The 23,319-nt window shown below is 73.9% G+C and carries 23 protein-coding genes and 1 pseudogene; 15 read left to right on the top strand and 9 right to left on the bottom strand.

From position 1 onward, the window contains the following. The 4 genes and pseudogenes from ABWI07_RS18865 to ABWI07_RS18880 form a co-directional block, all read right to left on the bottom strand. A pseudogene (locus ABWI07_RS18865) lies at positions 1–282 on the bottom strand (hypothetical protein); the annotation flags it as partial. Between the two features lie 4 nt (positions 283–286). Continuing rightward, the gene (locus ABWI07_RS18870; RefSeq protein ID WP_353819286.1) at positions 287–664 is read right to left on the bottom strand and encodes a BlaI/MecI/CopY family transcriptional regulator; all 378 of its coding nucleotides are present in this window, start codon (positions 662–664) and stop codon (positions 287–289) included. A 77-nt stretch (positions 665–741) separates the two neighbouring features. Continuing rightward, complete coding sequence (locus tag ABWI07_RS18875) at positions 742–1,389, bottom strand: TetR/AcrR family transcriptional regulator (RefSeq protein ID WP_149263907.1); 648 nt, start codon at positions 1,387–1,389, stop codon at positions 742–744. Positions 1,390–1,432: 43 nt separating this feature from the next. Next, entirely contained in the window at positions 1,433–2,584 is a 1,152-nt protein-coding gene (locus tag ABWI07_RS18880) for a Rieske 2Fe-2S domain-containing protein (protein ID WP_353819287.1), read from the bottom strand. A gap of 101 nt (positions 2,585–2,685) precedes the next feature. On the opposite strand from ABWI07_RS18880, the gene ABWI07_RS18885 reads away from it, so the two are divergent. From ABWI07_RS18885 to ABWI07_RS18950, 14 genes are all read left to right on the top strand, one after another. Continuing rightward, positions 2,686–3,624: a PDR/VanB family oxidoreductase gene (locus ABWI07_RS18885; RefSeq protein ID WP_149263909.1), complete on the top strand. Its 939-nt coding sequence runs from the start codon at positions 2,686–2,688 to the stop codon at positions 3,622–3,624. A 161-nt stretch (positions 3,625–3,785) separates the two neighbouring features. Next, a complete protein-coding gene (locus ABWI07_RS18890; protein WP_149263910.1) occupies positions 3,786–4,691 on the top strand; it encodes an alpha/beta fold hydrolase in 906 nt (301 codons plus the stop codon). Then, complete coding sequence (locus tag ABWI07_RS18895; protein WP_268843301.1) at positions 4,679–4,807, top strand: hypothetical protein; 129 nt, start codon at positions 4,679–4,681, stop codon at positions 4,805–4,807. The genes ABWI07_RS18890 and ABWI07_RS18895 overlap by 13 nt, the downstream gene beginning before the upstream one ends. Next, positions 4,804–6,300, top strand: a complete 1,497-nt coding sequence (locus ABWI07_RS18900) for a sugar ABC transporter ATP-binding protein (protein WP_160161163.1) — start codon at positions 4,804–4,806, stop codon at positions 6,298–6,300. Before ABWI07_RS18895 ends, ABWI07_RS18900 begins: the two co-directional genes overlap by 4 nt. Further along, a complete protein-coding gene (locus tag ABWI07_RS18905; protein ID WP_149263912.1) occupies positions 6,297–7,304 on the top strand; it encodes an ABC transporter permease in 1,008 nt (335 codons plus the stop codon). Before ABWI07_RS18900 ends, ABWI07_RS18905 begins: the two co-directional genes overlap by 4 nt. An 84-nt stretch (positions 7,305–7,388) precedes the next feature. Beyond that, a complete protein-coding gene (locus tag ABWI07_RS18910; RefSeq protein WP_353819288.1) occupies positions 7,389–8,342 on the top strand; it encodes a substrate-binding domain-containing protein in 954 nt (317 codons plus the stop codon). 39 nt (positions 8,343–8,381) lie between these two features. Then, on the top strand, positions 8,382–8,861 hold the full coding sequence (locus tag ABWI07_RS18915; RefSeq protein WP_353819289.1) for a (2Fe-2S)-binding protein: 480 nt from the start codon (positions 8,382–8,384) through the stop codon (positions 8,859–8,861). Beyond that, positions 8,858–12,220, top strand: coding sequence for a molybdopterin cofactor-binding domain-containing protein (locus ABWI07_RS18920; protein WP_353819290.1), 3,363 nt, complete (start codon positions 8,858–8,860; stop codon positions 12,218–12,220). Before ABWI07_RS18915 ends, ABWI07_RS18920 begins: the two co-directional genes overlap by 4 nt. Beyond that, positions 12,217–13,539: a M20 family metallopeptidase gene (locus ABWI07_RS18925; RefSeq protein WP_353819291.1), complete on the top strand. Its 1,323-nt coding sequence runs from the start codon at positions 12,217–12,219 to the stop codon at positions 13,537–13,539. The genes ABWI07_RS18920 and ABWI07_RS18925 overlap by 4 nt, the downstream gene beginning before the upstream one ends. Before the next feature lie 57 nt (positions 13,540–13,596). After that, positions 13,597–14,280, top strand: a complete 684-nt coding sequence (locus ABWI07_RS18930; protein ID WP_353819292.1) for a TetR/AcrR family transcriptional regulator — start codon at positions 13,597–13,599, stop codon at positions 14,278–14,280. Positions 14,281–14,374: 94 nt separating this feature from the next. Continuing rightward, on the top strand, positions 14,375–15,346 hold the full coding sequence (locus tag ABWI07_RS18935) for a DODA-type extradiol aromatic ring-opening family dioxygenase (RefSeq protein ID WP_353819293.1): 972 nt from the start codon (positions 14,375–14,377) through the stop codon (positions 15,344–15,346). Next, positions 15,343–16,194 carry an alpha/beta fold hydrolase gene (locus tag ABWI07_RS18940; protein WP_149263918.1) on the top strand — a complete coding sequence of 284 codons (852 nt, stop codon included), beginning with the start codon at positions 15,343–15,345 and terminating at the stop codon, positions 16,192–16,194. Before ABWI07_RS18935 ends, ABWI07_RS18940 begins: the two co-directional genes overlap by 4 nt. Next, the gene (locus tag ABWI07_RS18945) at positions 16,191–17,195 is read left to right on the top strand and encodes an LLM class flavin-dependent oxidoreductase (RefSeq protein WP_149263919.1); all 1,005 of its coding nucleotides are present in this window, start codon (positions 16,191–16,193) and stop codon (positions 17,193–17,195) included. Before ABWI07_RS18940 ends, ABWI07_RS18945 begins: the two co-directional genes overlap by 4 nt. Next, a complete protein-coding gene (locus ABWI07_RS18950) occupies positions 17,192–18,454 on the top strand; it encodes an MmgE/PrpD family protein (RefSeq protein ID WP_353819294.1) in 1,263 nt (420 codons plus the stop codon). The genes ABWI07_RS18945 and ABWI07_RS18950 overlap by 4 nt, the downstream gene beginning before the upstream one ends. Before the next feature lie 50 nt (positions 18,455–18,504). Here ABWI07_RS18950 and ABWI07_RS18955 read toward each other — a convergent pair whose 3' ends face one another. Next, positions 18,505–19,278, bottom strand: coding sequence for a phytanoyl-CoA dioxygenase family protein (locus ABWI07_RS18955; protein WP_353819295.1), 774 nt, complete (start codon positions 19,276–19,278; stop codon positions 18,505–18,507). A gap of 69 nt (positions 19,279–19,347) precedes the next feature. Between ABWI07_RS18955 and ABWI07_RS18960 the strand changes: the two genes are divergently transcribed. Continuing rightward, positions 19,348–20,226, top strand: a complete 879-nt coding sequence (locus ABWI07_RS18960; RefSeq protein ID WP_353819296.1) for a helix-turn-helix domain-containing protein — start codon at positions 19,348–19,350, stop codon at positions 20,224–20,226. 37 nt (positions 20,227–20,263) lie between these two features. Here ABWI07_RS18960 and ABWI07_RS18965 read toward each other — a convergent pair whose 3' ends face one another. From ABWI07_RS18965 to ABWI07_RS18980, 4 genes are all read right to left on the bottom strand, one after another. Beyond that, on the bottom strand, positions 20,264–21,976 hold the full coding sequence (locus tag ABWI07_RS18965; RefSeq protein WP_149264045.1) for a SulP family inorganic anion transporter: 1,713 nt from the start codon (positions 21,974–21,976) through the stop codon (positions 20,264–20,266). An 11-nt stretch (positions 21,977–21,987) separates the two neighbouring features. Then, complete coding sequence (locus tag ABWI07_RS18970) at positions 21,988–22,320, bottom strand: ArsR/SmtB family transcription factor (RefSeq protein WP_149263923.1); 333 nt, start codon at positions 22,318–22,320, stop codon at positions 21,988–21,990. Further along, positions 22,320–22,502 carry a DUF3073 family protein gene (locus ABWI07_RS18975; protein WP_353819297.1) on the bottom strand — a complete coding sequence of 61 codons (183 nt, stop codon included), beginning with the start codon at positions 22,500–22,502 and terminating at the stop codon, positions 22,320–22,322. Before ABWI07_RS18975 ends, ABWI07_RS18970 begins: the two co-directional genes overlap by 1 nt. 324 nt (positions 22,503–22,826) lie before the next feature. After that, complete coding sequence (locus tag ABWI07_RS18980; RefSeq protein ID WP_353819298.1) at positions 22,827–23,249, bottom strand: hypothetical protein; 423 nt, start codon at positions 23,247–23,249, stop codon at positions 22,827–22,829. Positions 23,250–23,319 lie beyond the last annotated feature (70 nt).

The following is a 23,319-nucleotide window of genomic DNA, read 5'->3' on the forward strand; positions in this document are numbered from 1 at the left end:
GGCGTCGTTGAGCACCCGGTCGGGGGGGGGGGGGCGGCGGCGGGGGGGGGCCTGCCTGCCCCGCCCCCAGGACAGCAACCCTGGCCCGGCCCCGGCGGGCGCTCCACGCGCCGCCGCGGCGGCGCCGGCGGCGGCGATGGACGTCCCGGCGAGGGCCGCCGTCCAGCAGGCGACGGCCGTCCCCGGGCCGACGGCCGAGCGCCTGAGGAGGTCCAGCGCGGGCCCCGCCGCGCATCCGAGCAGGACCACCGAAACGACCAGGCCGGCCACCACGTAGGTCACGGGATCACGCGTCTTCGCCGGCGGTCCGCCGCCGCAGCGCGTCCAGGAGGTGCCGCGCGTCCTCCGGCGGGACGCTCTCGGCGAACCTCGCCAGGATGGCGCCGTGGTCCGCGGACTCGCTCAGCGCGTCCATCATCAGCTCGACCGCGTACTCCTCCCGCGCCCGCGTCGGGCTGTAGCGAAAGGCCGTCCCCTCCTGGGTGCGCCGCAGGAGCCCCTTCTGAGCCAGGCGCTCGGCCACGGTCTGCACGGTGTTGTAGGCCAGCGTCCTCTCCGTGTTCCGGTTCAGCTCGGCCAGCAGCTCGCGGACGCGCAGCGGACCGGACGCGGCCCAGAGCACGTCCATGATGGAGCGTTCGAGCGATCCTCCGAGTGCGGACATCGGGTCACCTCCGTCCCGCCCACATTCTGCCGGACATCCGCCCGGAACCGGCTTCCCGCGCCCGACGAACGGGACCGTCAGTCCGCGGCGGCGGCCAGCCCCCGCGCGATCAGGTGGAGGCCGAACTCGAACTGCTCCGAGGATGCGAGCATCGGGAGGTCGGAGGAGAGCCGCACCGTGCTCGGGAAGCGGTCGGCGGGCAGACCGGCGTAGAAGTGGCGGCGCTGGCGCCTGGCCTCCGGGTCGTCGCCCCAGGTGCGGGGCGTCTGGTAGCCGGAGAAGCCGAGCGCGTAGGTGATGAGGACGCCGTAGGCGCGGGTGGCGTCCGCGCCCTTGAGCCCCGCGGACTCCAGGCGGGCGAGGACGGCCTCCATGGCGCCGTCCAGGGCGTCGATGCTGTCGGAGACGCGGGTGGAGAGCAGCCGGACGACGCAGGGGTGGGCGAGCATCATCGCGCGGAAGGCCCGCCCGCACCCCACGAGGATGTCGACCGGGTCGTCCGTTTCGGCGGGCGGGACCTCCATCCCGCCGAGGACGTGGTCGGCCATCGCGTCGAGGATCTCTTCCTTGTTGCGGAAGTAGCTGTACAGGGTCATCGCGCCGACACCGAGCTCGCCTGCCAGGCGGCGGACGGTCAGGGTGTCCAGACTTTCGGAGTCACCGATGCGCACGGCGGTCTCGACGATGCGTTCGCGGGTCAGCGTCCGCGTGTCCTTCTTGGCCATGCCGCTCCGTGTCTCGTCGGTTTTTCCCGAGCGAGGGTAGCGCTCAGCGCTTGTACGGCTGGACGTTCGGCCTGCTCTGCTCGACCTTGCGCCGCCAAGCGGTGAGCGACAGGTCGGGGCGGTAGAGCTTCTCCGGCGGAGCGTCCATCACGTCGACCATCCAGGCGTCCTGCGCGGTGAACTGGCCGTGGAACAGCCAGCGGACGGCCGCGAGGTACCTGAGCTTGAAGAGGCCGGCGCGGGCGCCGGTCTCGAACCGCACCATGAGCTGGACGTACCTGACGTTGTCCGCATCGACCGGGACGTACCACTCGTAGTGAATGAACTGCGGGTAGGCGACGCGGAGGATGCCGGGCATCCGGATCGAGACGAAGCCGGGCAGGTCGAGGCCCTTGATCACGGGGTTGGCCTTCTGGGCCTTGCCGGGGGCGTCGGGCAGCGGCATGCGCTTCCACCAGCGCTTGTTGGTCCACAGGCCGAGGCCGGGCATGTCGGCCTCCCAGTGCACCTCGTCCTGGACGCGGACGAGCCATTCGCCGCGTTCGACGATGCGGGTCTTGTTCCACGCGGGCATGACCTTGAACAGCCGCCACAGCGCCGTGTTGTGCAGGTACTTGGCGTGGCCCTCGTCGAAGCCGTTCTCGGCGGCGAACCGCCAGTTGCCCTTGCGGATGTCGGTGCGGCCGCCGATGACGAGGGCGTTGCGGCGCAGTTCCTCGGGCAGGTCGTCGTCCAGCGGGTGGGGGTCGCCGTCGCCGATGTAGACCCACACCAGGCCGAAGCGCTGCCGGACGGGGTAGGTGCGGACCTTCACGCGGCCCTTGATCGGCGAGTCCGGGCCGTCGGTGAGGACGCCGCAGAGGTTGCCGTCCTTCAGGTCGTAGGTCCACCCGTGGTAGGGGCAGGACACCGTGCCGGGAAACTGGCGGCGGCCCAGGGAGAGGGGCACGCCGCGGTGGGGGCACCGGTCGTGCAGGGCGTGGATCTCGTCGCCCTCCCGGACGAGGGCGATCTTCTCGCCGAGCAGGGTCACGGCGACGGGCTTCCTGCCGACCTGCTCGGTCCACAGGACCGGGTACCAGTGGTCGCGGAACCCGAGCACGGCGCTCTCGTAGGTCGGCCAGGACGACCAGTCCTGGCCCGGCCGGCGCCGCTCGGGCCGGGCGCGGCCCGGGGACGTGGCATTGGTGGTCAACGGTGCCTCCTTAACAATGTTACGTACTTTGTACGGCGAAGTTCCGCCCTGTCAACCCCGGGTCTTGACGTGTTTGCAAAGTACCGTACATAGTACGAGCCATGTTGGACAACGAACGCGACCTGATCGTCCGCTCGATGGCCTGGGAGGCCGCCGGAGTCCTGTCGGTCACGCTGGCCGACCCCGGCGGCGCCCCGCTGCCGCCCTGGGAACCGGGCGCCCATCTGGAGCTCGACCTGGGCAAATGGGTCCGCCAGTACTCGCTGTGCGGCGAGCCCGGGACCTACCGGATCGCCGTCCTGTACGAGCCCGACGGCCGGGGCGGGTCGGCGTACGTGCACGAGGAGCTGCGGCCCGGCCACACGGTGCGGGTGCGCGGCCCGCGCAACCGGTTCCCGCTGGAGGACGCGCCGCGCTACCTGTTCCTGGCGGGCGGCATCGGGATCACACCGCTGCTGCCGATGATCGCCCAGGCGGCGGAGAGCGGCGTCCCCTGGCGCCTGGTCTACGGGGGGCGGAGCCGGAGCTCCATGGCCTTCCTGCCCGAACTCGCCAGGTACGGAGACGCGGTGACCGTCGTCCCCGAGGACGGCGACGGCCGGCCGGACCTCGACGCGCTGCTCGGCGTTCCCGAGCCCGGCACGGCGGTCTACTGCTGCGGGCCGGAGGGCCTGATCGCGGCGGTGGAGCAGCGGTGCGAGGCGTGGCCGGCGGGAAGCCTGCACGTCGAGCGGTTCGCCGCGCCGCGCGATCAGGCGCTGGACGGCGAGGACACCGCCTTCGAGGTGGAGTGCGCGCGATCCGGGGTGACCGTCGAGGTGGGTTCCTTCGAGACGGTGATGGACGCGCTGGAGCAGGCCGGGATCCAGGTCCCGAACGCGTGCCGCGAGGGCATCTGCGGAAGCTGCGAGACGCCCGTCCTGGCAGGGGTTCCCGACCATCGGGACGGCCTGCTGACCGACGCGGAGCGGGCGGCCGGGAGGGCGATGATGCCCTGCGTCTCGCGCTGCCTCTCGGACCGCCTCGTGCTGGATCTCTGACCCGCGATCCGATCCGGGGCATTGACTCCGGACCTAAGTAGTGTACATAGTACGCATCACCCGTTATCCACGGCTTCAGCTCGACTTTCTCGGACCGCGGCCCTGCTCGAAAGGCCGCCGGAGGCCTCCGCGAGGAGGCCGGAAGAACCGGAGAACCCTCCATGACCGCATCGATCGCCGGCACCTGGCACACCGTGCTCGGGTCCGCGCTGCGGGTCCGCACGATCGGCGAGGGGGCACCCACCGTCCTGCTGCACGGCGGCGGCCCCGGCTGCTCGGCCTGGACCGACTTCGCCGCCCTCGTGCCGGAACTGCCCGGCCGCCGGCTCGTCCTGGTGGACCTGCCGCAGTACGGCGACTCCGATGCGCCCCGGGCCGACCGCCCCCTGTTCTCCTTCCACGCACGCTACGTCATGGCCCTGCTCGATGACCTGGGCATTCGCCGCGCCGACTTCGTCTGCCAGTCCCTCGGCGGGGCGGTCGCCCTGCTGATCGCGGCGCGCGCGCCGCACCGGGTCGGCCGCGTCGTCCTCACCGGCAGCCGCCCCGCCGACCTCGGCGGGGCGCCCGGGGCGAGCGGTGCGGAGGTCCGCGCGGCCTACTACGGCGGGGACGGCCCGACCCCGGACAAGATGCGCGATCTCATCCGCCACTACGAGTGGAACGATCCCACGATGCTTCCGGAGGCGACTGTCTTCGAACGCTTCCGCAACAGCGTCAAGCTCGACGCCCTTGCTCTCGGAACGGATATGGAGGGGCGCGGCCGGCCCGAGGATCTCGGCCCCCTGCTGCCGGAGGTCGCCGCCCCCGTCCTGCTGCTGTGGGGCTCCGCCGACCCGTTCGCCGGCGTCGACTACGCGGCCCGCCTGGCCGCGGCACTGCCCGCCGCCGTCCTGGAGGTGCTGCCGGACACGGCGCACCACCCCCAGGAGGAGCGGCCCCGCGACTACGCGCGGCTCGCCGACGCGTTCCTGCTCGACCCCCGCCCCACGGACCACCGACCCGCCGACCGCCCTTCCCCCGACCCCCGGCTCGCACCTGTGGAGGCCGCCCGATGCGAATCCTGATCACCCTCGCCGTCCTGCTGGCCGCCGTCTTCGGCGTCCCGCCGCTGCGGCGCCGCGCCCTGGCCGCGTTCGTGCGCGGCACCGGAACGGCGGTGCGGACGGAGCCCGCCTCGTGACGGCGCCCGCCGTCGCCGCGCACGGCGTCACCAAGCGGTTCGGCGCGTTCACCGCGCTGGACGGGGTGGACCTCGACCTCGCGGCCGGGGAGGTCCACGGGCTGATCGGCTCCAACGGCGCCGGCAAGTCGACCCTGATCAAGGTCCTGTGCGGCGCGTACGCGCCGGACGGCGGGCGCCTGGAGGTCGAGGGCCGGAGGGTCGGCAACGCGACGCCCGCGCAGGCCGAACGCGCCGGCATCACCGTCGTCCACCAGGAGACGCAGCTGTTCCCCGAGCTGACGGTCGCCGACAACATCGTCGTCGCCGCCCCGAACCGGCGCGGCCGGCTGCTGCGGGACCGCCGCGCCGACCACGCCGAGACGGCGCAGCTGCTCGGCACGCTCGGCGTCGACCTCGAACCCGCGCGCCGGGCGGGCACCCTCGACCTCGCCGAGAAGAAGCTGCTGCAGGTGGCGCGGGCGCTGCGCGCCCGGCCGAAGCTGCTGATCCTCGACGAGCCCACGGCGGCGCTGGAGCCGCGGCAGTCCCGGCTCATCACCGACCTGGTGCGGCGGCTCGCCGGCGACGGCCTCGCGGTCCTGTTCGTCAGCCACGACCTCGACGAGGTCCGGCTGCTCTGCGACCGGATCACCGCGCTGCGGGACGGCCGGATCGTCGCCCGCCTCGGCCGCGGCGAGGCCACCCCCCACGGGCTGGTCGAGCTGGTCGCGGGCCGGACCCTCGCCAACGCCCCGGACCGCGCGCCGCACGAGCCCGGTGACGTGCTCGTCCACGCGGACCTGCCGGGCGCGCCCGAGCTGGACCTGCGGCACCGCGAGGTCGTCACGATGACCGGCCTCCTCGGCTCGGGCGCGGGCCGCTTCGCGCGCACCCTCGCCGGGGCGGGCCGGCCGCCCGGGCGCGAGCGCGCCGAGGTCGCGGTCGGCGGCCGGCGGGTCAGTCCGCTCAACCGCGTCGCGGCCGTCGCCGCCGCGATCGGGTTCGTGCCCGAGGAGCGCAAGCGCGACGGCGTGCAGCCGCTGCTCAGCATCGAGCGGAACATCGCCCTCGGCGACGTGGCGGCGTTCAGCCGGTTCGGCGTCCTGGACCGGCGGAGGATGCGCGCGACGGCGCTCCGGCTGATCGAGGACCTGGACATCCGCCCGGCCGACCCGGCGTTCCCCGCCGGGCTGCTCTCCGGCGGCAACCAGCAGAAGGTCCTCATCGCGCGGTGGCTCGCGGCGGGCGCCAAGGTCCTGGTCGTGGAGGAGCCGACGCACGGCATCGACATCGGGGCCAAGGAGCACGTGCTGCGGCAGCTCCGCGCGTTCGCGGACGAGCGCGGCTGCGTCGTCGTCGTGGCGCTGGAGAGCGAGGAGTTCCGCTCCATCACCGACCGCTACCTGGCGTTCCGGCGGGGACGCCTCGTGGCCGAACTCACGGCCGACGCCACGCACGCCGAACTGATGACGGCGTGCCTGGGCGAACACCCGGAAGGTCTTGCCTCATGAAGAGAACCGCCCCCGCGCTGGAGGACGCGTTCGTCCCGCTGCTGCTGGTCGTCCTCGCCATCGTCCTGACGTTCTCGACGGACTCGTTCCTCAGCAGCGGCAACATCCTCAACGTCCTGAGCTCGATGGCGATCCTCGCGATCGTCGCGTTCGGGCAGACCTTCGTCATCGCCGGCGGCGGGTTCGACCTGTCGGTGGGCGCGCAGGTCGCGCTGCACGGCGCGGTCGGCGCGATCGTCATGCGGGAGACGCAGAGCGTCGCGCTCGGCCTCGCCGCGGCGGTGCTGTCGGGGATCGTGTTCGGGCTGCTCAACGGGATGCTCGTGATCGCCCTCAAGGTCCACCCGTTCATGATCACGCTGGGCACGTCGGTGATCGGGGTGGGCGCCACGCTCATCCTCACCCACGCCGAGTCGGTCGGCGGGCTGCCCGCGAGCATCGCCGGGTTCGGCGTCGGGCGCCCGCTGGGCGTCCCGTGGATCGTCTGGGTGATGATCGTCTGCTTCGCCGTCTCGGCGTTCCTGCTGAGCGTGAGCCCGTTCGGGCTGCGCGTGCTGTCCAGCGGCGGCAACCGGGAGGCGGCACGGCTCGCGGGCCTGCGCGTCGAGCGGACGATCGTCGCCACCTTCGTGCTCGCCGGGACGTTCGCCGCCGTGGCCGGCATGGCGACGACCGCGCGGCTCCAGTCGGCGCAGCCGACCGTCGGCGAGGGCCTGGAGCTGTTCTCGGTCGCCGCGGTCGTGCTCGGCGGCAGCGCCCTGCACGGCGGGCGGGCCGCGATGTGGCGGACCCTGCTCGGCGTCCTGGTCATCTCCGTCATCCAGAACGGCCTCAACCTCAACGGCGTCGGCGACGCCTGGCAGGAGGTCGCGGTCGGGGTCGTGTTCATCCTCGCGATGTCGGCCGAGCTGCTGCGCCGGTTCTCCCGCCTGCGCACCGGGAGAAAGGAGGCACCGCCGCGCCCGAGCGCCGCGGACGTCCCGGCCAAGGCGACCGTCACCTGACCGCGCCGCCGCCACCCGACCGCCCCCGGCCCCCCGCCTCCCACCGAACCCCGCAAGATCCGCACGAGGAGACCCACCATGCGCATGACCCGACTTCGCGGGATCGCCGCGGCGGCGCTATGCATCGGCCTGGCCGCCACCGGATGCACCGGCTCGGACGCGTCCGAGAAGGGCAGGAAGACCATCGGCGTGAGCTTCGCCGCGCCGCGGATCGCCCTGTACGCCGGGATCCAGAAGGGCATCCAGGCCGAGGCGAAGAAGCTCGGCGTCGACGTCGTCTTCACCGACGCCGGCGGCGACCCGCTGAAGCAGGCCAACGACATCAACGACCTCATCGCCAAGCGCGTGGACGGCATCCTCGTCTCCGCGATCGACTCCAAGGCCGTCGTCGCGCCGCTCAACGCGGCGAAGGCGGCGCACATCCCGGTCATGACCGTCGCCCGCGACGTCGAGGACAAGTCCAGCCGCGCGTCCTACATCGGCAACGACTGGGGCAAGTCCGGTACGCAGATCGCCGAGTGGACGTGCAAGAACGTCGGCAAGGGCAAGATCATCATGATCAAGGGGCCGTCCGCGGCGCCCTACGTCCAGGAGATGACGAAGGCCTACAAGGCCGTCGTCGGCTCGGCCTCCTGCCCGGACATGACGGTCGCCCACGAGGTCAACGTCACCGCCCTCACCTCCGAGGAGGGCCTGAAGGCCGCCAAGGCGTCGCTGTCGGCGGTGCCGGACGCCAAGGTCGTCTACGCCAACCTCGACGACTTCCTCACCGGGGTCGTCCAGGCGATCAACGAGGCCGGCAAGACCGGCCAGATCACCGTGACGGGCTTCGACGGCATCCCCGCCACCCTCGCGATGGTGCGGGACGGGCGGGTCGGCTACGAGATCGCGCTCCAGCCGAAGAAGTGGGGCGCCACGGCCCTCCAGACGATGGTCGGCGAGCTGGACGGGAAGGACACCCCCAGCGTGGTCAACATCGAGACCCGCCCGTTCGACAAGAGCGACGCCGGCGACCTCACCGAGGCCGACCTGGAGTAGCACGCCGTCCGTCCGCACCTCCACCGTCTGGGGTCCTTCATGAACATCACCGTCAACGGGCGGGCCGGCGACGCCGCCGCGCCTCCCGGGACCGTCCTCGCCGCCGTCCTCCGGGAGCGGTTCGGGGCGGCGTCCGTCAAGCTCGCGTGCGAGCGCGGCGAGTGCGGCGCCTGCACCGTGCTCGTCGCCGGACGCCCCAGGCTGTCCTGCGTGACGCCCGTCGAACTGGTCGACGGCGAGGTCACGACGGCGGAGGGCCTCGCGGAGGAGTCCGCGGACCTGCGCGCGGCCTTCGCCGACCTGGGCGCGTTCCAGTGCGGCTTCTGCACGCCCGGCCAGGTCGTCCACGCCACCGCCCTGCTCCGCGCCGGCCTCCCCGCCGACGCGGAGCAGGCGCGGGCCAGGGTCCGCAGGGAGCTGTCCGGCAACATCTGCCGGTGCACCGGCTACGCGGCGATCGTCGAGGCGGTGTGCGCGACGGCCCGCGCGCGGGCAGAGGCGCGGAGGGAGGCGGAATGACGGACCGGATCGGGCGCAGCGTCCGGCCGCTGGACTGGCGGGACCGGTCCCTCGGACGCGTCCCCTACGTCAACGACCTGGCCGGGCCGCCGCACCTGCACGCCGCGGTGCTGCGCTCCCCCGTCCCCTACGGGCGGATCACCCGCCTGGACACGGCGCCCGCGCTGCGGATGCCGGGGGTGCGCGGCGTCATCACCGCGGACGACTTCCCGGCCGGCATCACGTACCTGCACCGCGGCGGGCACATGTCCGACCGGCCGCCGCTGGCGGCTGGCGTGGTCCGCTACGTCGGGCAGGAGATCGCGGCCGTCGCGGCCGACACCGTCGAGCAGGCCCGGGCGGCGGTCGCGGCGATCCGGCTGCGCATCCGCCCGCTCCGGGCGCCGCTCACCATCGCGGAGGCCCTCGCGCCGCGTGCCCGCGCCCTCCACGGACGCCCCTCGGAACGCAACGTCGCGATCCGGTGGAACAGCGTGTGGGGCGACCCGGACGCCGGGATCGCGGCGTCGGACGTGATGGTCGAGGGCGACTTCGTCTACCCGAGCGTCGCGCATGCCTGCATGGAGCCCAACGTCACGCTCGCCCGGTGGGACGCCGGCCGCGAGGTGATGGAGCTGTGGACCTCCACGCACGCGCCCTACTTCATCGCCAAGGAGGTCTCGCACCTGCTGGGGCTGGAGCACCGCCAGGTGGTGTGCCGCGAGGTCGCCACCGGCGGGAGCTTCGGCTCCAAGTCCAAGGCGTCCGAGCACGAGATCCTGGCGGCGGCGCTGGCCCGCAAGACCGGGACGCCCGTGCTGATCTCGCTCACGCGGGAGGAGGAGTTCGCCTCCAACAAGCCCCGGCACCGCTTCGAGACGCGGCTGCGCACCTACGCCGACGCGGACGGCAACCTGCGCGCCTTCGAGACCGAGGTGAACGTCGACAACGGCGCCTACTCCCACATGGGCTCGTCGGTGATGCGCGTCGGCGTCATCGCCCTGGGGTCGGTGTACCGGGCGGACGGCGTCCGGTACGACGCGCGGCTCGTCGACACCGCGACGCAGCCCGGCGGGCAGTACCGCGGGTACGGGACGCCGCAGGTGGCGCTCGCCATGGAGTCCCAGCTCGACGAGATCGCCGAGCGGCTCGGGATGGACCCGATCGACCTGCGCGTCCGCAACGCCGTCGAGCCGGACACCGAGACGCTGTGCGGGTACCGGGTCACGACGGCTCGGCTCGTCGACTGCCTGGAGACCGTCCGGCGGGAGCTGGACTGGGACGCCAAGCGGGCCGCGCGAACCCCCGGCCGCGGCCTCGGCGTGTCGAGCGCGGCGCACGGGTCCGGTGCCTACGCCTACCCGCTGTCGAACGTCAGTGAGGCGGGCGTGGACGTCGACGGCGACGGCCGCGTGCGGGTCCGGTTCGGGGGGTCGGACGCGGGCACCGGCCAGAAGACGATCCTCGCCCAGATCGCCGCGGAGGAGCTCGGCGTCGCCCCCGAGGACGTCGACGTGCTGTCGATGGACGGCGAGCTGACGCCGCTGGACCTCGGCGCCTGGTCGTCCCGCGCCACGCACATGTCGGGCATGGCCACCGGCCAGGCCGCCCGGGAGATGGCCGGCCGGCTGCGCGGCCTCGCGGCGGACAAGCTCGGCTGCGCCCCCAGGGACGTCGAGCTGCGCGACGGCGAGGCCCGCCACGGCGGCCACTCGATGAGCTTCGGCGACCTCGCCGGCGCGCACGGCGGCCTCAGCCTGGAGTCCCGCTACGAGCTGGAGGGCACCGAGACGATCACGCCCGGCGAGGACAAGGCCAACCTGTCGCCCACCTACTCCTTCGCCGCGCACGGGGCGGAGGTCGAGGTCGACGTCCGGACCGGCGAGGTCACCGTGCTCGACTACGTCGCCGCGCACGACGTCGGGCGGGCGATCAACCCCGTCATGGTCGAGGGCCAGATCATCGGCGGGGCCGTGCACGGGCTGGGAGCGGCGCTCGGCGAGGAGCTGATCCGCACCGAGGGGCGCGTCGTCAACCCCGCCTACATCAACTACGCGATGCCGCGCGCCGCCGACGTCCCGAGCGTCCGGCCGTTCATCGTCGACGGCCGTGACGACGCGGGGCCCTACGGCGCCAAGAGCGTCGGCGAGATCCCGATCATCCCGCCGGGCGCGGCGATCGCCAACGCCGTCCACGACGCGGTCGGCGTCCGCATCCGCGACCTGCCGATCACCCCGGACAAGGTGCTGCGGGCGCTGGCGGAGAAGGAGGGCCGGGTCCGCGACCACCGGCTGCGGCGGCGGCCCTCGCGCTGGTGGATCGCGCTGATGCGCGCCGCGTACCCGCGCGGCGTCCACGCGCTGCTCCACCGGTGGGGGACGCGCCTCGGCCGGCAGGGCCGGTACCCGGACCTGGCGCCGCCCGTCCCGGACATCGCCGAGATCGCCCGTCCGGAGAGCATCGCGGAGGCGCGCGCCGCGCTGCGCCACGGGACCGCCATCGGCGGCGGCACCGACGTGCTGCTCCAGCGCCGGCAGCGGCTGGGCACAGCGGACCGCCTCGTCTCCACCGCCCTGCTCCCGGGCCTGCGCGACATCACCGAGGAGCCGGACGGGACGGTGGTCATCGGCGCGGCCGCCACGCTGGCCGAGGTGTCCGCCCGGTTCGCCGAGTCGCTCCCGGCGCTGGCGGAGGCCGCCGACTCGATCGCGTCGCCGCAGGTCAGGAACGCGGCGACGGTCGCGGGCAACCTGCTGCAGGCCAAGCGCTGCTGGTTCTTCCGCAACGGCTTCCCCTGCTACAAGCGCAACGGCGCCACCAGCCCCTGCTACGCGATCCTCGGCGACCACCGCTTCTACCACGCGGCCGTCGAAGGGCACCGCTGCCAGGCGGTCACGCCGTCCGACCTGGCCACGGTGTTCGCGGCGCTGGACGCCTCCGTCGAACTGTCGGACGGACGCCGCATCCCGATCGGCGACCTCTACACGGGACCCGGGGAGACGGCCCTGGAGCAGACGGACCTGGTCGTCGCCGTCCGGATCCCGGAGCCTCGCCGGGCCTGCGTGTTCGAGAAGCTCGCACTCTGGCAGGGAGACTTCGCCGTGGTGTCCGTCGCCGCGTCCAGCCGGTCGGCCGACCGGTGGGACGACTGCCGCATCGTGTTCGGCGCGCTGGCCCCCACGCCGTGGCGTCCCGCCCGCGCCGAACGCGCCCTCGACGGAAGGCCGTTCACCCCCGCCGCGCTCCGCGAGGCCGTGGACGCCGAACTCACCAGGTACGGGCACCCCCTGCCCGGCAACGCGTGGAAGCTCGACGCCGCCGCCGGACTCGCCGAACGCGCCGCCGAACGCCTCGCCCACGACACGGAGGAGTCCGCATGACGGCGCTGGACGAGGCGCGGCTGGCCCTGCTGCGCGACGCCGAGAATCTCGTCGACCCCGAGCGCCTCGCCGAGATCATCACGGGCATGACCGCCATCCCCAGCCCCACCGGGGAGGAGGGCGCCCTGGCCCGCTGGGCGGTCGACACCCTCGCCGCCTCCGGGATCGAGGCCGCCTACCAGCCGATCGACGACGCCCAGGGCAACGCCGTCGCCCGGCTGCGCGGCGACGGGACGGGACCCGACCTGCTCCTCTACGCCCCGATCGACACGCTGACGACCGGGAACCCCGAAGAGGACCTGCCCCGGGTCGGCACGTCGCAGCGCTACGACATGCTTCCCGAACCCGTCCGGGACGGCCACTACGTCATCGGCCTCGGCGCGAGCAACCCGAAGGGCCACGCCGCGTGCCTCGTCGCCGCGCTGGAGATCCTGCACCGGGCCGGCACGCCGCTGCGCGGCGACGTCGTCCTCGGGCTGGGCGCGGGCGGCATGCCGACGAACAAGCGCACCGCCCCCCGCGTCCGCCGGTACAACGCGGGGCAGGGCAGCGGATGCTCGTTCATGCTGGAGCAGGGCGTGTGGGCCGACTACGCGCTGATCGCCAAGCCCGGATGGGCCGTGTCGTGGGACGAGGTCGGCCTGTGCTGGTTCGAGGTCACCGTCGGCGGCACCTACTCCTACGCGGGCAGCCGCCACCGCATCGACTACCGCAACGCGATCCTCGGCGCCGGCACCGTCGCCGCGGCCCTGGAGGAGTGGTTCGCCGAGTACACCGCCCGGCACACGTCCGGGACCGTCGCCCCCCAGGGCAACATCGGCGCGATCGAGGGCGGCTTCATGCGGATGCCTGCCGTCTCCCCCGCGTCCTGCCGGTTCGTCCTCGACCTGCGCACGTCCCCGGCGTCCACGCCGATGAGCGTCAAGCGCGAGTTCGCCGCCGCCGTCGCGCGGATCGCCGCCGCGCACCCGCGGCTGGAGATCGGCTGGGACATGACCCTCGCGATCCCCGGCACGGCCACCGACCCCGGCTCGTGGATCGTCCGCGCGGCGGTCGAGGCGTGGGAGGCCGAGGAGGGGCGCGCGCACGAGCCGATCCTCGGCAACAGCGGCGCCACCGACGCCAACATCCTGCGGAACCGCGGCCTGCCCACGGCCCGGATCGGCATGACCAGGGCGGGCGCGGAGGCGCCGCTGCCCGTCGACTTCCCCATGGGGATGAACGTGGTCGACCTCAGGGAGATGTGCCGCCTCACCCGGCACGTGATGCGCACCACGATCAACACCTGTACCCGGACAACGGCGGACGTGGGCCTGTGATCCGGGAGAAGATCGAGTGGAGAAGAGTTCAGGACCTTGGGCGAGACGGAGCGAAGAGTGACGACACGGCGGCCCCCGCCCCGAGGACGCCGTCCGGCCAAGGCGCTGACGGCGCAGGACATCGTGGACGCCGCCATCCAGATCGGCGACCGGGAGAGCCTCGACGGGCTCACCATGCGGCGCCTCGCGGGCGAGCTCGGCTTCAGCACGATGGCCCTGTACCGCCACTTCAAGAACAAGGACGACATCCTCGACGCGATGGCGGACCAGGTGCTCGGCAACCTGCGGCTGCCCGAGGAGATCGGGCCCGACCCGGTCACCGAGGCGCGCCGCATCGCCGAGGCGCTGCTGGCCATGATGCGGGAGCACCCGAGCGTGGTCCGGCTGCTGTCCACCCGGACCACGGCGAGCCGCGGCTCGCTGAGCGGCGCGTTCGAACGCGTCCTGGCGCGGCTCCGGCGGAGCGGGCTGCCCCCGGCGGACGCCGTCTGCGTCTACGGGCTCCTCTTGACGTACACGCTCGGCTTCGCCGCCTACCAGATGCCGCGGCCGTGGGGCGGGGACGACGAGGACGCCGCCGAGCTGCGCCGGCAGCGGGCCCACTTCTACTCGGCGCTGCCGGCCGGCGAGTTCCCGAACATGGTCGAACTGTCCCCGGAGCTGGCCTGGCTGCCCACGGACCGGCAGTTCCACGCGGGACTCGACGTCCTGCTGAGAGGGCTCGCGGCCGAGCGCCCCTGACCCGCGTTCCGGCCGCCCACCGCGGGCGGGCGGCGACGACCACCCCGAGGACGGGGCGGTCCGTCGCCTCGTCCGTCCTGCGCTGGAGGAGCTGATGAGCGACATCGTGCTCGGCGTGGGTGCCTCCCACAGCACCCTGATGAACACCGACTGGGACAAGGTCGACCACCTGGAGGACGCCCACCGCTTCCGGGACGGGCTGGAGCGCGCCCGCGACCGGCTGCTCGCCGCCGCCCCCGACACCGTCGTCGTCATCGGGTCGAACCACTTCCGCGGGTTCTTCCTCGACATGATGCCCGCGTTCACGATCGGCGTCGGCGAGGTGCTCGGAGCCGGCGAGGCCGGGACGCCCGGCGGCCCGCTGCCCGCCGACACGGAGCTGGCGCGGCATCTGACCGCCTCCCTCGTGGACGGCGGCTTCGACCCGGCCTTCTCCCTGCGGCTCACCGTGGACCACGGCATCACGCACGGGCTCCAGCACCTGGTGCCCGGCCTCGACGTGCCCATCGTCCCGATCGTGATCAACATGTTCGCGCCGCCGCTGCCGTCCCTGCGGCGCTGCCACGACCTCGGCGCGGCGCTCGGCCGCGCCATCGCCGCTGACGGCGCCGGCAAGCGCATCGCCGTCGTCGCGTCCGGCGGGCTGTCGCACCGGCTGCCGTGGCCGAAGTGGTTCGAGACCCTCTCGGACGACGACCGCTTCCTCGTCGAGGCATGGCTGAACGGGCGCGGCTCGTGGGGCGACTACGAGGTCCGGCGGCGGCAGATCATCCGCGCCGCCGAGGCCGACGTCAACCCCTCGTTCGACGCGGCGTTCCTGAAGCTCGTCGAGCACGGCGACCTCGGCCCCGTCCTCGACCGGACCGCCGCCGACATCGACGCGGAGGCCGGCAACGGCGCGCAGGAGATCCGCTCCTGGATCGCCATGCTCGCCGCCCTCGGACCCGGCGCGCGCGGCGAGACGCTCGCCTACGCCGCCGTCCCCCAATGGCTCACCGGAATGGGCGTCGCCGTCGTCGAGCCCGCAGCGACCGAGGAGCCCACAGCAACCATGGAGAACGCATGAGCATCTGGACCGACCTCACCGGCGTCGACCACGCCGTCCGCTTCATCGACGCCGGTGGCGTCCGCACCCGGGCGCTCCAGGCCGGGACGGGAGAGGCCGTCGTGTTCCTGCACGGCACCAGCGGCCACCTCGAGGCGTTCGTCCGCAACATCCCGGCGCACGCCGAGCGGTACGCCTGCCACGCCGTGGACATGCTCGGGCACGGCTACACCGAGGGGGTGGACGAGCCGTACCGCATCCCCCGCTACGTCGAGCACGTCCTCGCCTACCTGGACGCCTGCGGCATCGAGCGCGCCCACTTCGTCGGCGAGTCGCTGGGCGGCTGGGTCGCGGGCCGCCTCGCCGCCGACCACCCCGACCGCGTCGGGCGGCTCACGCTCGTCGCCCCCGGCGGGACCGTCGCCAACCCCGCCGTCATGGAGCGCATCAAGACCAGCACCCGCAAGGCCGTCGCCGAGGACGACATCGACCTCACCCGCAAGCGCCTCCACCTGCTCATGCACGACCCGGCGAAGGACGTGTCCGAGGAGCTGGTCGAGGTCCGGCACGCGATCTACCACCGGCCCGAGTTCGTCAAGCGGGTCGACAACCTGCTCTGCCTCCAGGAGATGGAGAACCGCGAGCCCGACCTCCTCACCGCCGAGCAGATGGGGCGGATCACCGCGCCCACGCTGATCGTGTGGGGCGCGCAGAACCCGTTCGGCGACGTCCCGGAGGCGCACCGGATGAACGCGAGCATCCCCGGCTCCCGGCTGGAGGTCTTCGGCGAGTGCGGGCACTGGCCCCAGCACGAGCACGCCGCCCGCTTCAACCGCCTCAACCTGGACTTCCTCGGGGAGGCCCGGTGAAGGTCGGCATCCGCGTCCCGGCCTGCGACCGCCCGGACCGGCTCGCGTCCGTCGCGGCGAGGGCCGAGAGCCTCGGGTTCGACGAGGTCTGGTTCCCCGACTCGCAGCTGCTGTGGCGGGACGTCTTCTCCGTCCTGTCGGTGACCGCGCTGCGCACCGAGCGGATCGGGCTCGGGACGGCCGTCACCAACGTCGCGACCCGGCACCCGTCCGTCGTGGCCTCCGCGGCGCGGACCGTCGCGGAACTGGCGCCCGGACGCTTCACCCTCGGCCTCGGCGTCGGGAACAGCTCCGTCGTGCCGATCGGGCTGCGCGCCAGCACTCGCGCGGAGCTCAGCGAGGGGCTCGCCCAGCTGCGAGCGCTCCTCGCCGGGGAGGAGTGGGACTACGGCACGGTGCGGTCGCGGCTGCGCGACCCCGCGCCGGCCGTGCCCGTCCACCTCGCCGCGAGCGGGCCGCGCAACCTGCGGCTGGCGGGCGCCGTCGCGGACGGTGTGGTCCTGCTCAGCGGCGTCTCGCCGGAGACCCTCGCCGCCGCGGCGGCGCAGGTCCGCGAGGGCGCGCGGGAGGCGGGCCGGTCCGGCGACGTGCCGCTGACGGTGTCGGCGTTCTGCGAGGTCACCGACGACGTCCTTGCCTCCGCGCGGAAGCTCAAGCCCATCTGCGCGTCGATCGCGCAGAACGGCGGCGCCCCCTTCCTCGCCCTCGCGGGGATCCGGCTGTCCGTCCCGGACCGGATCGACGAGGTCTACCCGGACATCGGGCACGCCGAGGACTGGGACCACGCCGTCAAGGTCGCCGGCCGCTGGGTGTCCGACGACGACGCGCTCGCCTTCGCCCGCGCCTTCTGCCTGGTCGGCACCGCCGACGAGGTCGCCGCCCGGCTCCGGGAGACGTTCGAGGCGGGGGCGTCCGGCGTGTTCCTCCAGCACGTCGGCTCCTACGATCCGCCGCACGACCTCATCGAGGCCGTCGGCGGCGACGTCCTGCCCCGCCTGTGAGCACGCTCGGCGACCTCGCCGCCCGGGCCGCGCGGGCTCCCCGGGCGGCGGCGGAGGACGCCCGCCGGCTCGCGGCCCTGCACGTCCTGGACACGACGGGCTGCGTGGTCTCCGGCGCCGCCCACCCGATCGCCGGGCCCCTGGCCTCGCACTTCGGCGAATCCCTGCGCGACCGTGTGCTGCGCTGGTCGGCCCAAGCGCACCTGGACGAGTTCGACGCGCTGCACGCCGGAGCCGCCGTCGTCCCCGCGGCGGTCGTCGTCCCCGCGGCACTGCTGGTCGCCGAGCGCGAAGGGCGGCCGGGCGCCGCGGTCGTCGACGCGGTGCTCGCCGGGTACGAGGCGGTGGTGGAGGCCGGCCTGCGGTTCGGGGGCGCCGCGCTGTACGCGTCCGGCTGGTGGCCGACGGCCCTGTTCGGGCCGCTCGGCGCCGCCGCCGCGACGGCCGTCCTGCTGGACCTGGACGAGGAGCGGACGGCCTCGGCGCTCGCGGTTGCGGCGGCCGGGCTCGGCGGGCTGCTCTCGTCCGGGCGCTTCGGCGAGGCGCACTACCTGCTCCCCGGCCGGGCCGCCGCGGACGGCGTCGAGGCGGCGTACCTGGCCCGCGCCGGAGCGACGGGCAGCCCGGCCCTGCTGGACCGCCCGGCCGCGCTCGCGCTCGCCCGCCCACCCGCACCGGCCTCTCCCGTCGCGGGTGTCCATCTGGAGCACTGCGGGTTCAAGCCGTATCCGTGTGCCCGTCCCCTGCACGCCGTGATCGACGCGCTGCTCGAACTGGGCGTCCGCGACGCCACCCACGTCGAGGTGGCGCTTCCGTCCGGCCTGATGTCGTTCGTCAACGCGGACAGGGAGGTACCGGGCCCGGCCGAGGCGTCCGCCGGGGCGGCCTTCGCAGTCGCCGCCGCCCTTTCCGGTACCCCCGAGGACGTGTCGACGTTCCGCCGAGCCCGCCTCGCCGCCGATGTCCCGCCCGTGACGCTGGTCCCGGACCCCGCCCTGGACGCCCTCCTCCCCGACCACTGGGCCGCGCGGGTGACGGTCGAAACGCCCGCCGGGGAGGTCTCCCGGCGCGTGGTCGACGCCCTGGGCTCCCCGGCGCGCCCCCTCCCGGAGGAGGCGGTGCTCAAGAAGTTCGACACCCTGACCGCAGGCGTGCCCACCGACTGGCGCGACCGCTGCCTCCGGCTGGACGATCTCGACGACGCGGCGGCCCTGCCCCGGGACATCGCACGAACGATGGAACACCAAGGCGGCCGCTAAGGCCGCTTCTCGGACGCCGGGGCGGCCCGTTCACTCCGCGCCGGTTGCGGCTACGCCCACGGGCGCGGAAAGGCGTCGCCGTCCAGCCGCGCTCCCTTGACGAGGCCCAGGGAGTCGGTCACGGGGTGCGGGTCGCCGCTGAAGACGGTGTCCGCGTCCATGTAGATGACGACGTGCGCGAGCCTCGCCAGATCGGTGGAGTTCGGCAGGGCCATATGGGCGGTGTAGCCGCTGTGGAAGGTGCAGTCGCCCGCTCGGAGCGGGACGGTCACGCGCGGGATCCATCGCAGTTCGGGATCCGCCGCGAACAGGTCGTCCGCGTCATGGAGGTCCTGGGCGCGCAGGCCGCTGCGGTCCTGCGTGCCGGGCAGGAACGTCATGCATCCCCGTTCGGGCGGCACGTCGACCAGCGCGATCCACGCCGAGAGCGGGAGCCGGTCATCGGCGTGCGGCCAGTACGGGCGGTCCTGGTGGAACTCGGTGGCGGTGTTGCTGTGCGGTTCCTTCACCAGCATCTGGTCGTGCCACAGCCGCAGCGGGAATCCGGCCAGCTGCTCGGCGATCCGGCCGAGCCGCCGGTCGAACGTGAGGTCCCGCAGGGTCTCGTCGGGCTGCCAGACGTTGACCAACTGGCTGAAGGTGCCGCCCTTCTCCAGGCTGTCCCCGCGATGCGTGTCGAGGTACGCCTCCGCGGCGGCTCTGAAACGGTCGAGCTGCCCCGGCCCGAGCACCCCGCGGACTCGTACGAAACCGTGCTCTCGGTAGCTGCTGACGAGGTCGTCGGGCAGGCGTCCGTCCGGGCCGATGTCTGAGTTTCTGCTCATGCCGCCAGCCTTCCAACGGCGCGTAACCGCGGCTAGGCCGATCCCGTCCGGTACTCGTAGGATTCCGACATGGCGACCGTGCTGCACGAGCAGGGGCTGTTCGCGGACGGGCCGATCTGGGGAGGCCTGCACCGGCTCTCCTCGAAGGTGGAAGCGCACGCGCACGACTTCATCGAGATCGCCGTCATCGGGCCCGGACAGGGGACGCACGTGACCGCCCGAGGCGAGCACCGGCTGCGGCATGGCCAGGCCGTCGTGCTCCGGCCGGGCGCGTGGCACGGTTTCGAGGACTGCGCGGACCTCGTCGTCGCCAACTGCTGCCTGTCGGCGCAGGCGCTGCGTTCCGAACTGGGAGGCATCTACCAGGTCCCGGCCCTGCGTCGCCTGCTGTGGACCGAGCCCGTCGCCCCCGGCTCCAGGGGCGTGGCGGTCACCGTCCTCGGGCCGGACGCCGCCGACGAGGCCATCGACCAGATCCGGCGGCTCGAAGCGGACCTGTCCAGCGCGCGACCGCACGCGGGCCGCGCGCTGGGCAGGCTCGTCACCGTGCTCGGCATCCTGGCCGACGCGAGCGTCCCGGAGGCCGCCGGTCCCGCCCCGCACCCGGCGGTCGCCGCCTCCATCGCCCGGATGGAGGCGGCGCCGGCCGAAGCCTGGCGGCTGGACGACCTCGCGCGCGCCGTCAGCCTCGATCCCGACTACCTGGGGCGGCTGTTCGTCCGGCACGTGGGGGTGTCCCCGCTGAACCACCTGGCCCGGATCAGGGCCGAACGGGCCGTCGACCTGCTCGCCGGCTCCGACCTCCCCGCCGCGCGCGTCGGCGCGGCCGTGGGATGGGACAACCCGACCTACTTCGCGCGGCGCTTCCGTGAACTCGTCGGGCTGACCCCGACCGAGTACAGGGCCCGGACCAGACCGGCAGGAGGCGCGGACCGCCCTTCCCGGTGATGAACCCCGAGCACCGGCGAGGGGTTCGAAGCCCGGGTCAGGTGGACGGCTCAGGGGTGAGGCTGGGCCGTTCCGCGGGGCCGTCGGGCGGCAGGACCCCGGCGGCCCGGAGGCGGGCGCGGGCATGGGCGATCGCTTCGGGGGTGGTCGGGAAGACCAGGCCGTCGCGGCGCAGGTGCTCGGCGACGCCGAGGGCGGCCAGGATCTGGTCGTGGCCGGGTCTGACACCGGAGACCAGGACGGTGATGCCGCGGTCCTCCAGCCGGGTGATGGCGTCGCCGAGCACCCCGGCGCCGGTCGCGTCCAGCGCGGAGATCCGCGACATCCGCAGGATGACGAACCGGACGTCGCTCACCTCCGACAGCTCCAGCAGGAAGCGGTGCGCGGCGGCGAAGAACAGCGGGCCGTCGAAGCGGTAGGCGACGATGTGCTCGTCCAGGAGCCGCCGCTCCTCGGCGGTGTGGTCGCCGTCGCGGTCGCCGTCCTTGAGGGAGACCTGGTCGAGCCGGCCGGAGGCGGCGACGGCGCGCAGCGCCACCACGACGGCCAGCGCGACCCCGACGGCCACCGCGGTGATCAGGTCGAACACCACGGTCACCGCGAAGGTCAGGACCAGCACGACCGCGTCGCCGCGGGTGGCCCGCGCGATCGCGCGCAGCGACCCGACCTCCACCATGCGGACGGTCGTGGCCAGCAGCACCCCGGCGAGCGCGGCCAGCGGGATGCGGCCGACCAGGCTTCCGGCGGCGAGGACGATCGCGGCCAGCACGGCGGCGTGGGTGAGGGCGGCCAGCCTCGACCGGGCGCCGGCCCGGACGTTGACGGCGGTGCGGGCGATCGCCGCGGTCGCCGGCACCCCGCCCAGCAGCGGCGCGGCCAGGTTGGCCACGCCCTGCCCGAACAGCTCGCGGTCGGGGTCGTGCTTCTCGCCGACGCTCATGCCGTCGGCGACCGTGGCGCACAGCAGGCTCTCCAGCGCGGCCAGCGCCGCCACCGCCATCGCCGAGGGCAGCAGCGCCATCGCCGCGCCGGCGTCCAGGAACCCCAGGCTCGGCGCGGGCAGCCCGGCCGGCAGCGACCCGATGCGGGCGACGTCCAGGGAGGCGGCCTCGGCGACCAGGGTGGCGCCCACGATGCCGATCAGCGAGAACGGCACCGCCGGACGGACCCGGGCGCCGACGAGCATCAGCGCGGCGACCGCCACCGCCATGGCCGGGGCCGCGGCGGTGGGGTGCTGGGCGAATTCGACGGCGGCCTGCCCCGCGGCCCGCCACACCTTCTCCGCGTGCGGGCCGGTCACCCCGAGCGCGGCGGGCACCTGCTGGAGGGCGATGACCACGGCGATGCCGGCGGTGAACCCCTCGATGACGGGGGTGGGCAGCAGCGCCGCGAACCGGCCCGCGCGCAGCGCGGCCATCCCCAGCAGGATGAGCCCGGCCATCAGCCCGACCATGAGCACGCCGTCGGTCCCGTGCCGGGCGACGATCGGCGCGAGCACGACCGTCATCGCGCCGGTCGGCCCGGACACCTGCAGGTTGCTGCCGCCGAACACCGCCGCCAGCGTGCCCGCCACGATCGCGGTGACCAGCCCTGCCTGGGCGCCGAGCCCGGAGCTGATCCCGAACGCCAGCGCCAGCGGCAGCGCCACCACCGCCACGATCAGTCCGGCCGTCAGGTCCCGGCCCGGCGAGCGGCGCGCGGGCGTCCAGTCCGACCGGCGGGGCAGCAGCCCGCCCAGCCGCCGGACCATGGAGGCGGCGGTCACTGCGCCTCGGCCTTGAGCTCGGCCAGCAGCCGGCCCTGGTCGGCCAGCAGGTCGGTGAGGATCCGGCGGGCCGCGCGCATCAGCTCCGACACGTCCCCGCCGGCCAGCTCGTAGGTCACCGTCGCCCCTTCGCGGCGGGCGGTGACGATCCCGGCCCGGCGCAGCACCGCCAGCTGCTGGGACAGGTTGGACGCCTCGACCTCGATCGCCGCCAGCAGGTCCCGCACCGGCATCGGCCGGTCGCACAGCAGCTCCAGCACCCGCACCCGCACCGGATGCCCGAGCGTCTTGAACAGCTCGGCTTTGGCCTGGTAGAGCGGAACCGGCATCAGCGCTCCCCGTCCTGGTCGTCGGTGCCGCTCTGCGCCTCCTCGGCGGCGTCGGCGTTCTGCGCCGTGGAGGCGTCGACCCCCAGCTCCCGCCGCAGCCGCTCCAGATCGCCGCCCGCGCCGCCGTACTTCAGCCGGCGCGCGACCTTCGTCTGCTTCGCCTTAGCCCGCCCACGCCCCATGACGCCGCTCCCCTCGCTCGCGACCGCGCTCCCCGCACGACTCGACCCTGCCTTGCAAGGATAGCAAATTGAATAATTCTTCAATCCATGCCTACGTCACATGCCCGCCCCGGTGCGAGGACGGGCCGTCCGATTCCGGACGGCCCGTGATCGAGCAATGGACCCCCGCCGCGGGCGAGGCCGGCAGCAAGGCCCTCTGCCGGACGGCCTACCGGGAGCAGGGCGTTGGCAAACCGCTCCGCCGGCCCGGTAGGCCGCTGGCAGGTCCTTCTGGCCCGTCCGGGACCCCGTTCGTCCAGGACCCCGGTGTGCCCGGTACCGGGCTCAGAAGGTCCGGTCGGTGAACCAGGTCGCCTGGCTGGTGGGGTGGGCCAGGTCGAACGTGGTGCCCGTCAGGCGCCTGTCGGAGCCCAGCGAGCCGATGTAGCGTCCCCGGGACCCGTTGGACCATCCGATGGTGAAGGAGATGCTGGTGCCCTCCACCGCTCCTTCCTCGATCGTCCCGACCGCGTTGTCGCCGGACGCGGTCCCGAAGAGCCTGCCGCTGCCGTCCTGCGTCACGTTGACCTGCGGGGTGGCCCCGTTGCTCTGGAAGAGCCGGTAGGTGCCGCCGGCGTTGAAGCCGGGCGCGGCGAGCGCCGCGCTCTGCGCGGACGCCGGCGCCGCGGGCGCGGCCAGGGCGGCGCCGGGGGCCAGGGCCAGACCGCCCGCGAGGGTGAGTGCGGCGGCCGCGAGTTTGATGATCATGATGCCTCCTGTTCGGTGAAAAGGCTTCGTGCACTGCCACGTTCACCCACCCCGGACGGCCACAGCAGCC

The organism is Actinomadura sp. NPDC000600 (genome assembly GCF_040492135.1).
Lineage (GTDB): Bacteria > Actinomycetota > Actinomycetes > Streptosporangiales > Streptosporangiaceae > Spirillospora.

What these genes read in the sequence shown, in the direction of transcription:
- ABWI07_RS18935 (WP_353819293.1), top strand. Translation starts at nt 14,375, where the DNA reads ATGAGCGACATCGTGCTCGGCGTGGGTGCCTCCCACAGCACCCTGATG.
- ABWI07_RS18955 (WP_353819295.1), bottom strand. Translation starts at nt 19,278, where the DNA reads ATGAGCAGAAACTCAGACATCGGCCCGGACGGACGCCTGCCCGACGAC.
- ABWI07_RS18890 (WP_149263910.1), top strand. Translation starts at nt 3,786, where the DNA reads ATGACCGCATCGATCGCCGGCACCTGGCACACCGTGCTCGGGTCCGCG.
- ABWI07_RS18940 (WP_149263918.1), top strand. Translation starts at nt 15,343, where the DNA reads ATGAGCATCTGGACCGACCTCACCGGCGTCGACCACGCCGTCCGCTTC.
- ABWI07_RS18925 (WP_353819291.1), top strand. Translation starts at nt 12,217, where the DNA reads ATGACGGCGCTGGACGAGGCGCGGCTGGCCCTGCTGCGCGACGCCGAG.
- ABWI07_RS18965 (WP_149264045.1), bottom strand. Translation starts at nt 21,976, where the DNA reads ATGGTCCGGCGGCTGGGCGGGCTGCTGCCCCGCCGGTCGGACTGGACG.
- ABWI07_RS18980 (WP_353819298.1), bottom strand. Translation starts at nt 23,249, where the DNA reads ATGATCATCAAACTCGCGGCCGCCGCACTCACCCTCGCGGGCGGTCTG.
- ABWI07_RS18885 (WP_149263909.1), top strand. Translation starts at nt 2,686, where the DNA reads ATGTTGGACAACGAACGCGACCTGATCGTCCGCTCGATGGCCTGGGAG.
- ABWI07_RS18910 (WP_353819288.1), top strand. Translation starts at nt 7,389, where the DNA reads ATGACCCGACTTCGCGGGATCGCCGCGGCGGCGCTATGCATCGGCCTG.
- ABWI07_RS18970 (WP_149263923.1), bottom strand. Translation starts at nt 22,320, where the DNA reads ATGCCGGTTCCGCTCTACCAGGCCAAAGCCGAGCTGTTCAAGACGCTC.
- ABWI07_RS18875 (WP_149263907.1), bottom strand. Translation starts at nt 1,389, where the DNA reads ATGGCCAAGAAGGACACGCGGACGCTGACCCGCGAACGCATCGTCGAG.
- ABWI07_RS18920 (WP_353819290.1), top strand. Translation starts at nt 8,858, where the DNA reads ATGACGGACCGGATCGGGCGCAGCGTCCGGCCGCTGGACTGGCGGGAC.
- ABWI07_RS18915 (WP_353819289.1), top strand. Translation starts at nt 8,382, where the DNA reads ATGAACATCACCGTCAACGGGCGGGCCGGCGACGCCGCCGCGCCTCCC.
- ABWI07_RS18960 (WP_353819296.1), top strand. Translation starts at nt 19,348, where the DNA reads ATGGCGACCGTGCTGCACGAGCAGGGGCTGTTCGCGGACGGGCCGATC.
- ABWI07_RS18975 (WP_353819297.1), bottom strand. Translation starts at nt 22,502, where the DNA reads ATGGGGCGTGGGCGGGCTAAGGCGAAGCAGACGAAGGTCGCGCGCCGG.
- ABWI07_RS18895 (WP_268843301.1), top strand. Translation starts at nt 4,679, where the DNA reads ATGCGAATCCTGATCACCCTCGCCGTCCTGCTGGCCGCCGTCTTCGGC.
- ABWI07_RS18905 (WP_149263912.1), top strand. Translation starts at nt 6,297, where the DNA reads ATGAAGAGAACCGCCCCCGCGCTGGAGGACGCGTTCGTCCCGCTGCTG.
- ABWI07_RS18870 (WP_353819286.1), bottom strand. Translation starts at nt 664, where the DNA reads ATGTCCGCACTCGGAGGATCGCTCGAACGCTCCATCATGGACGTGCTC.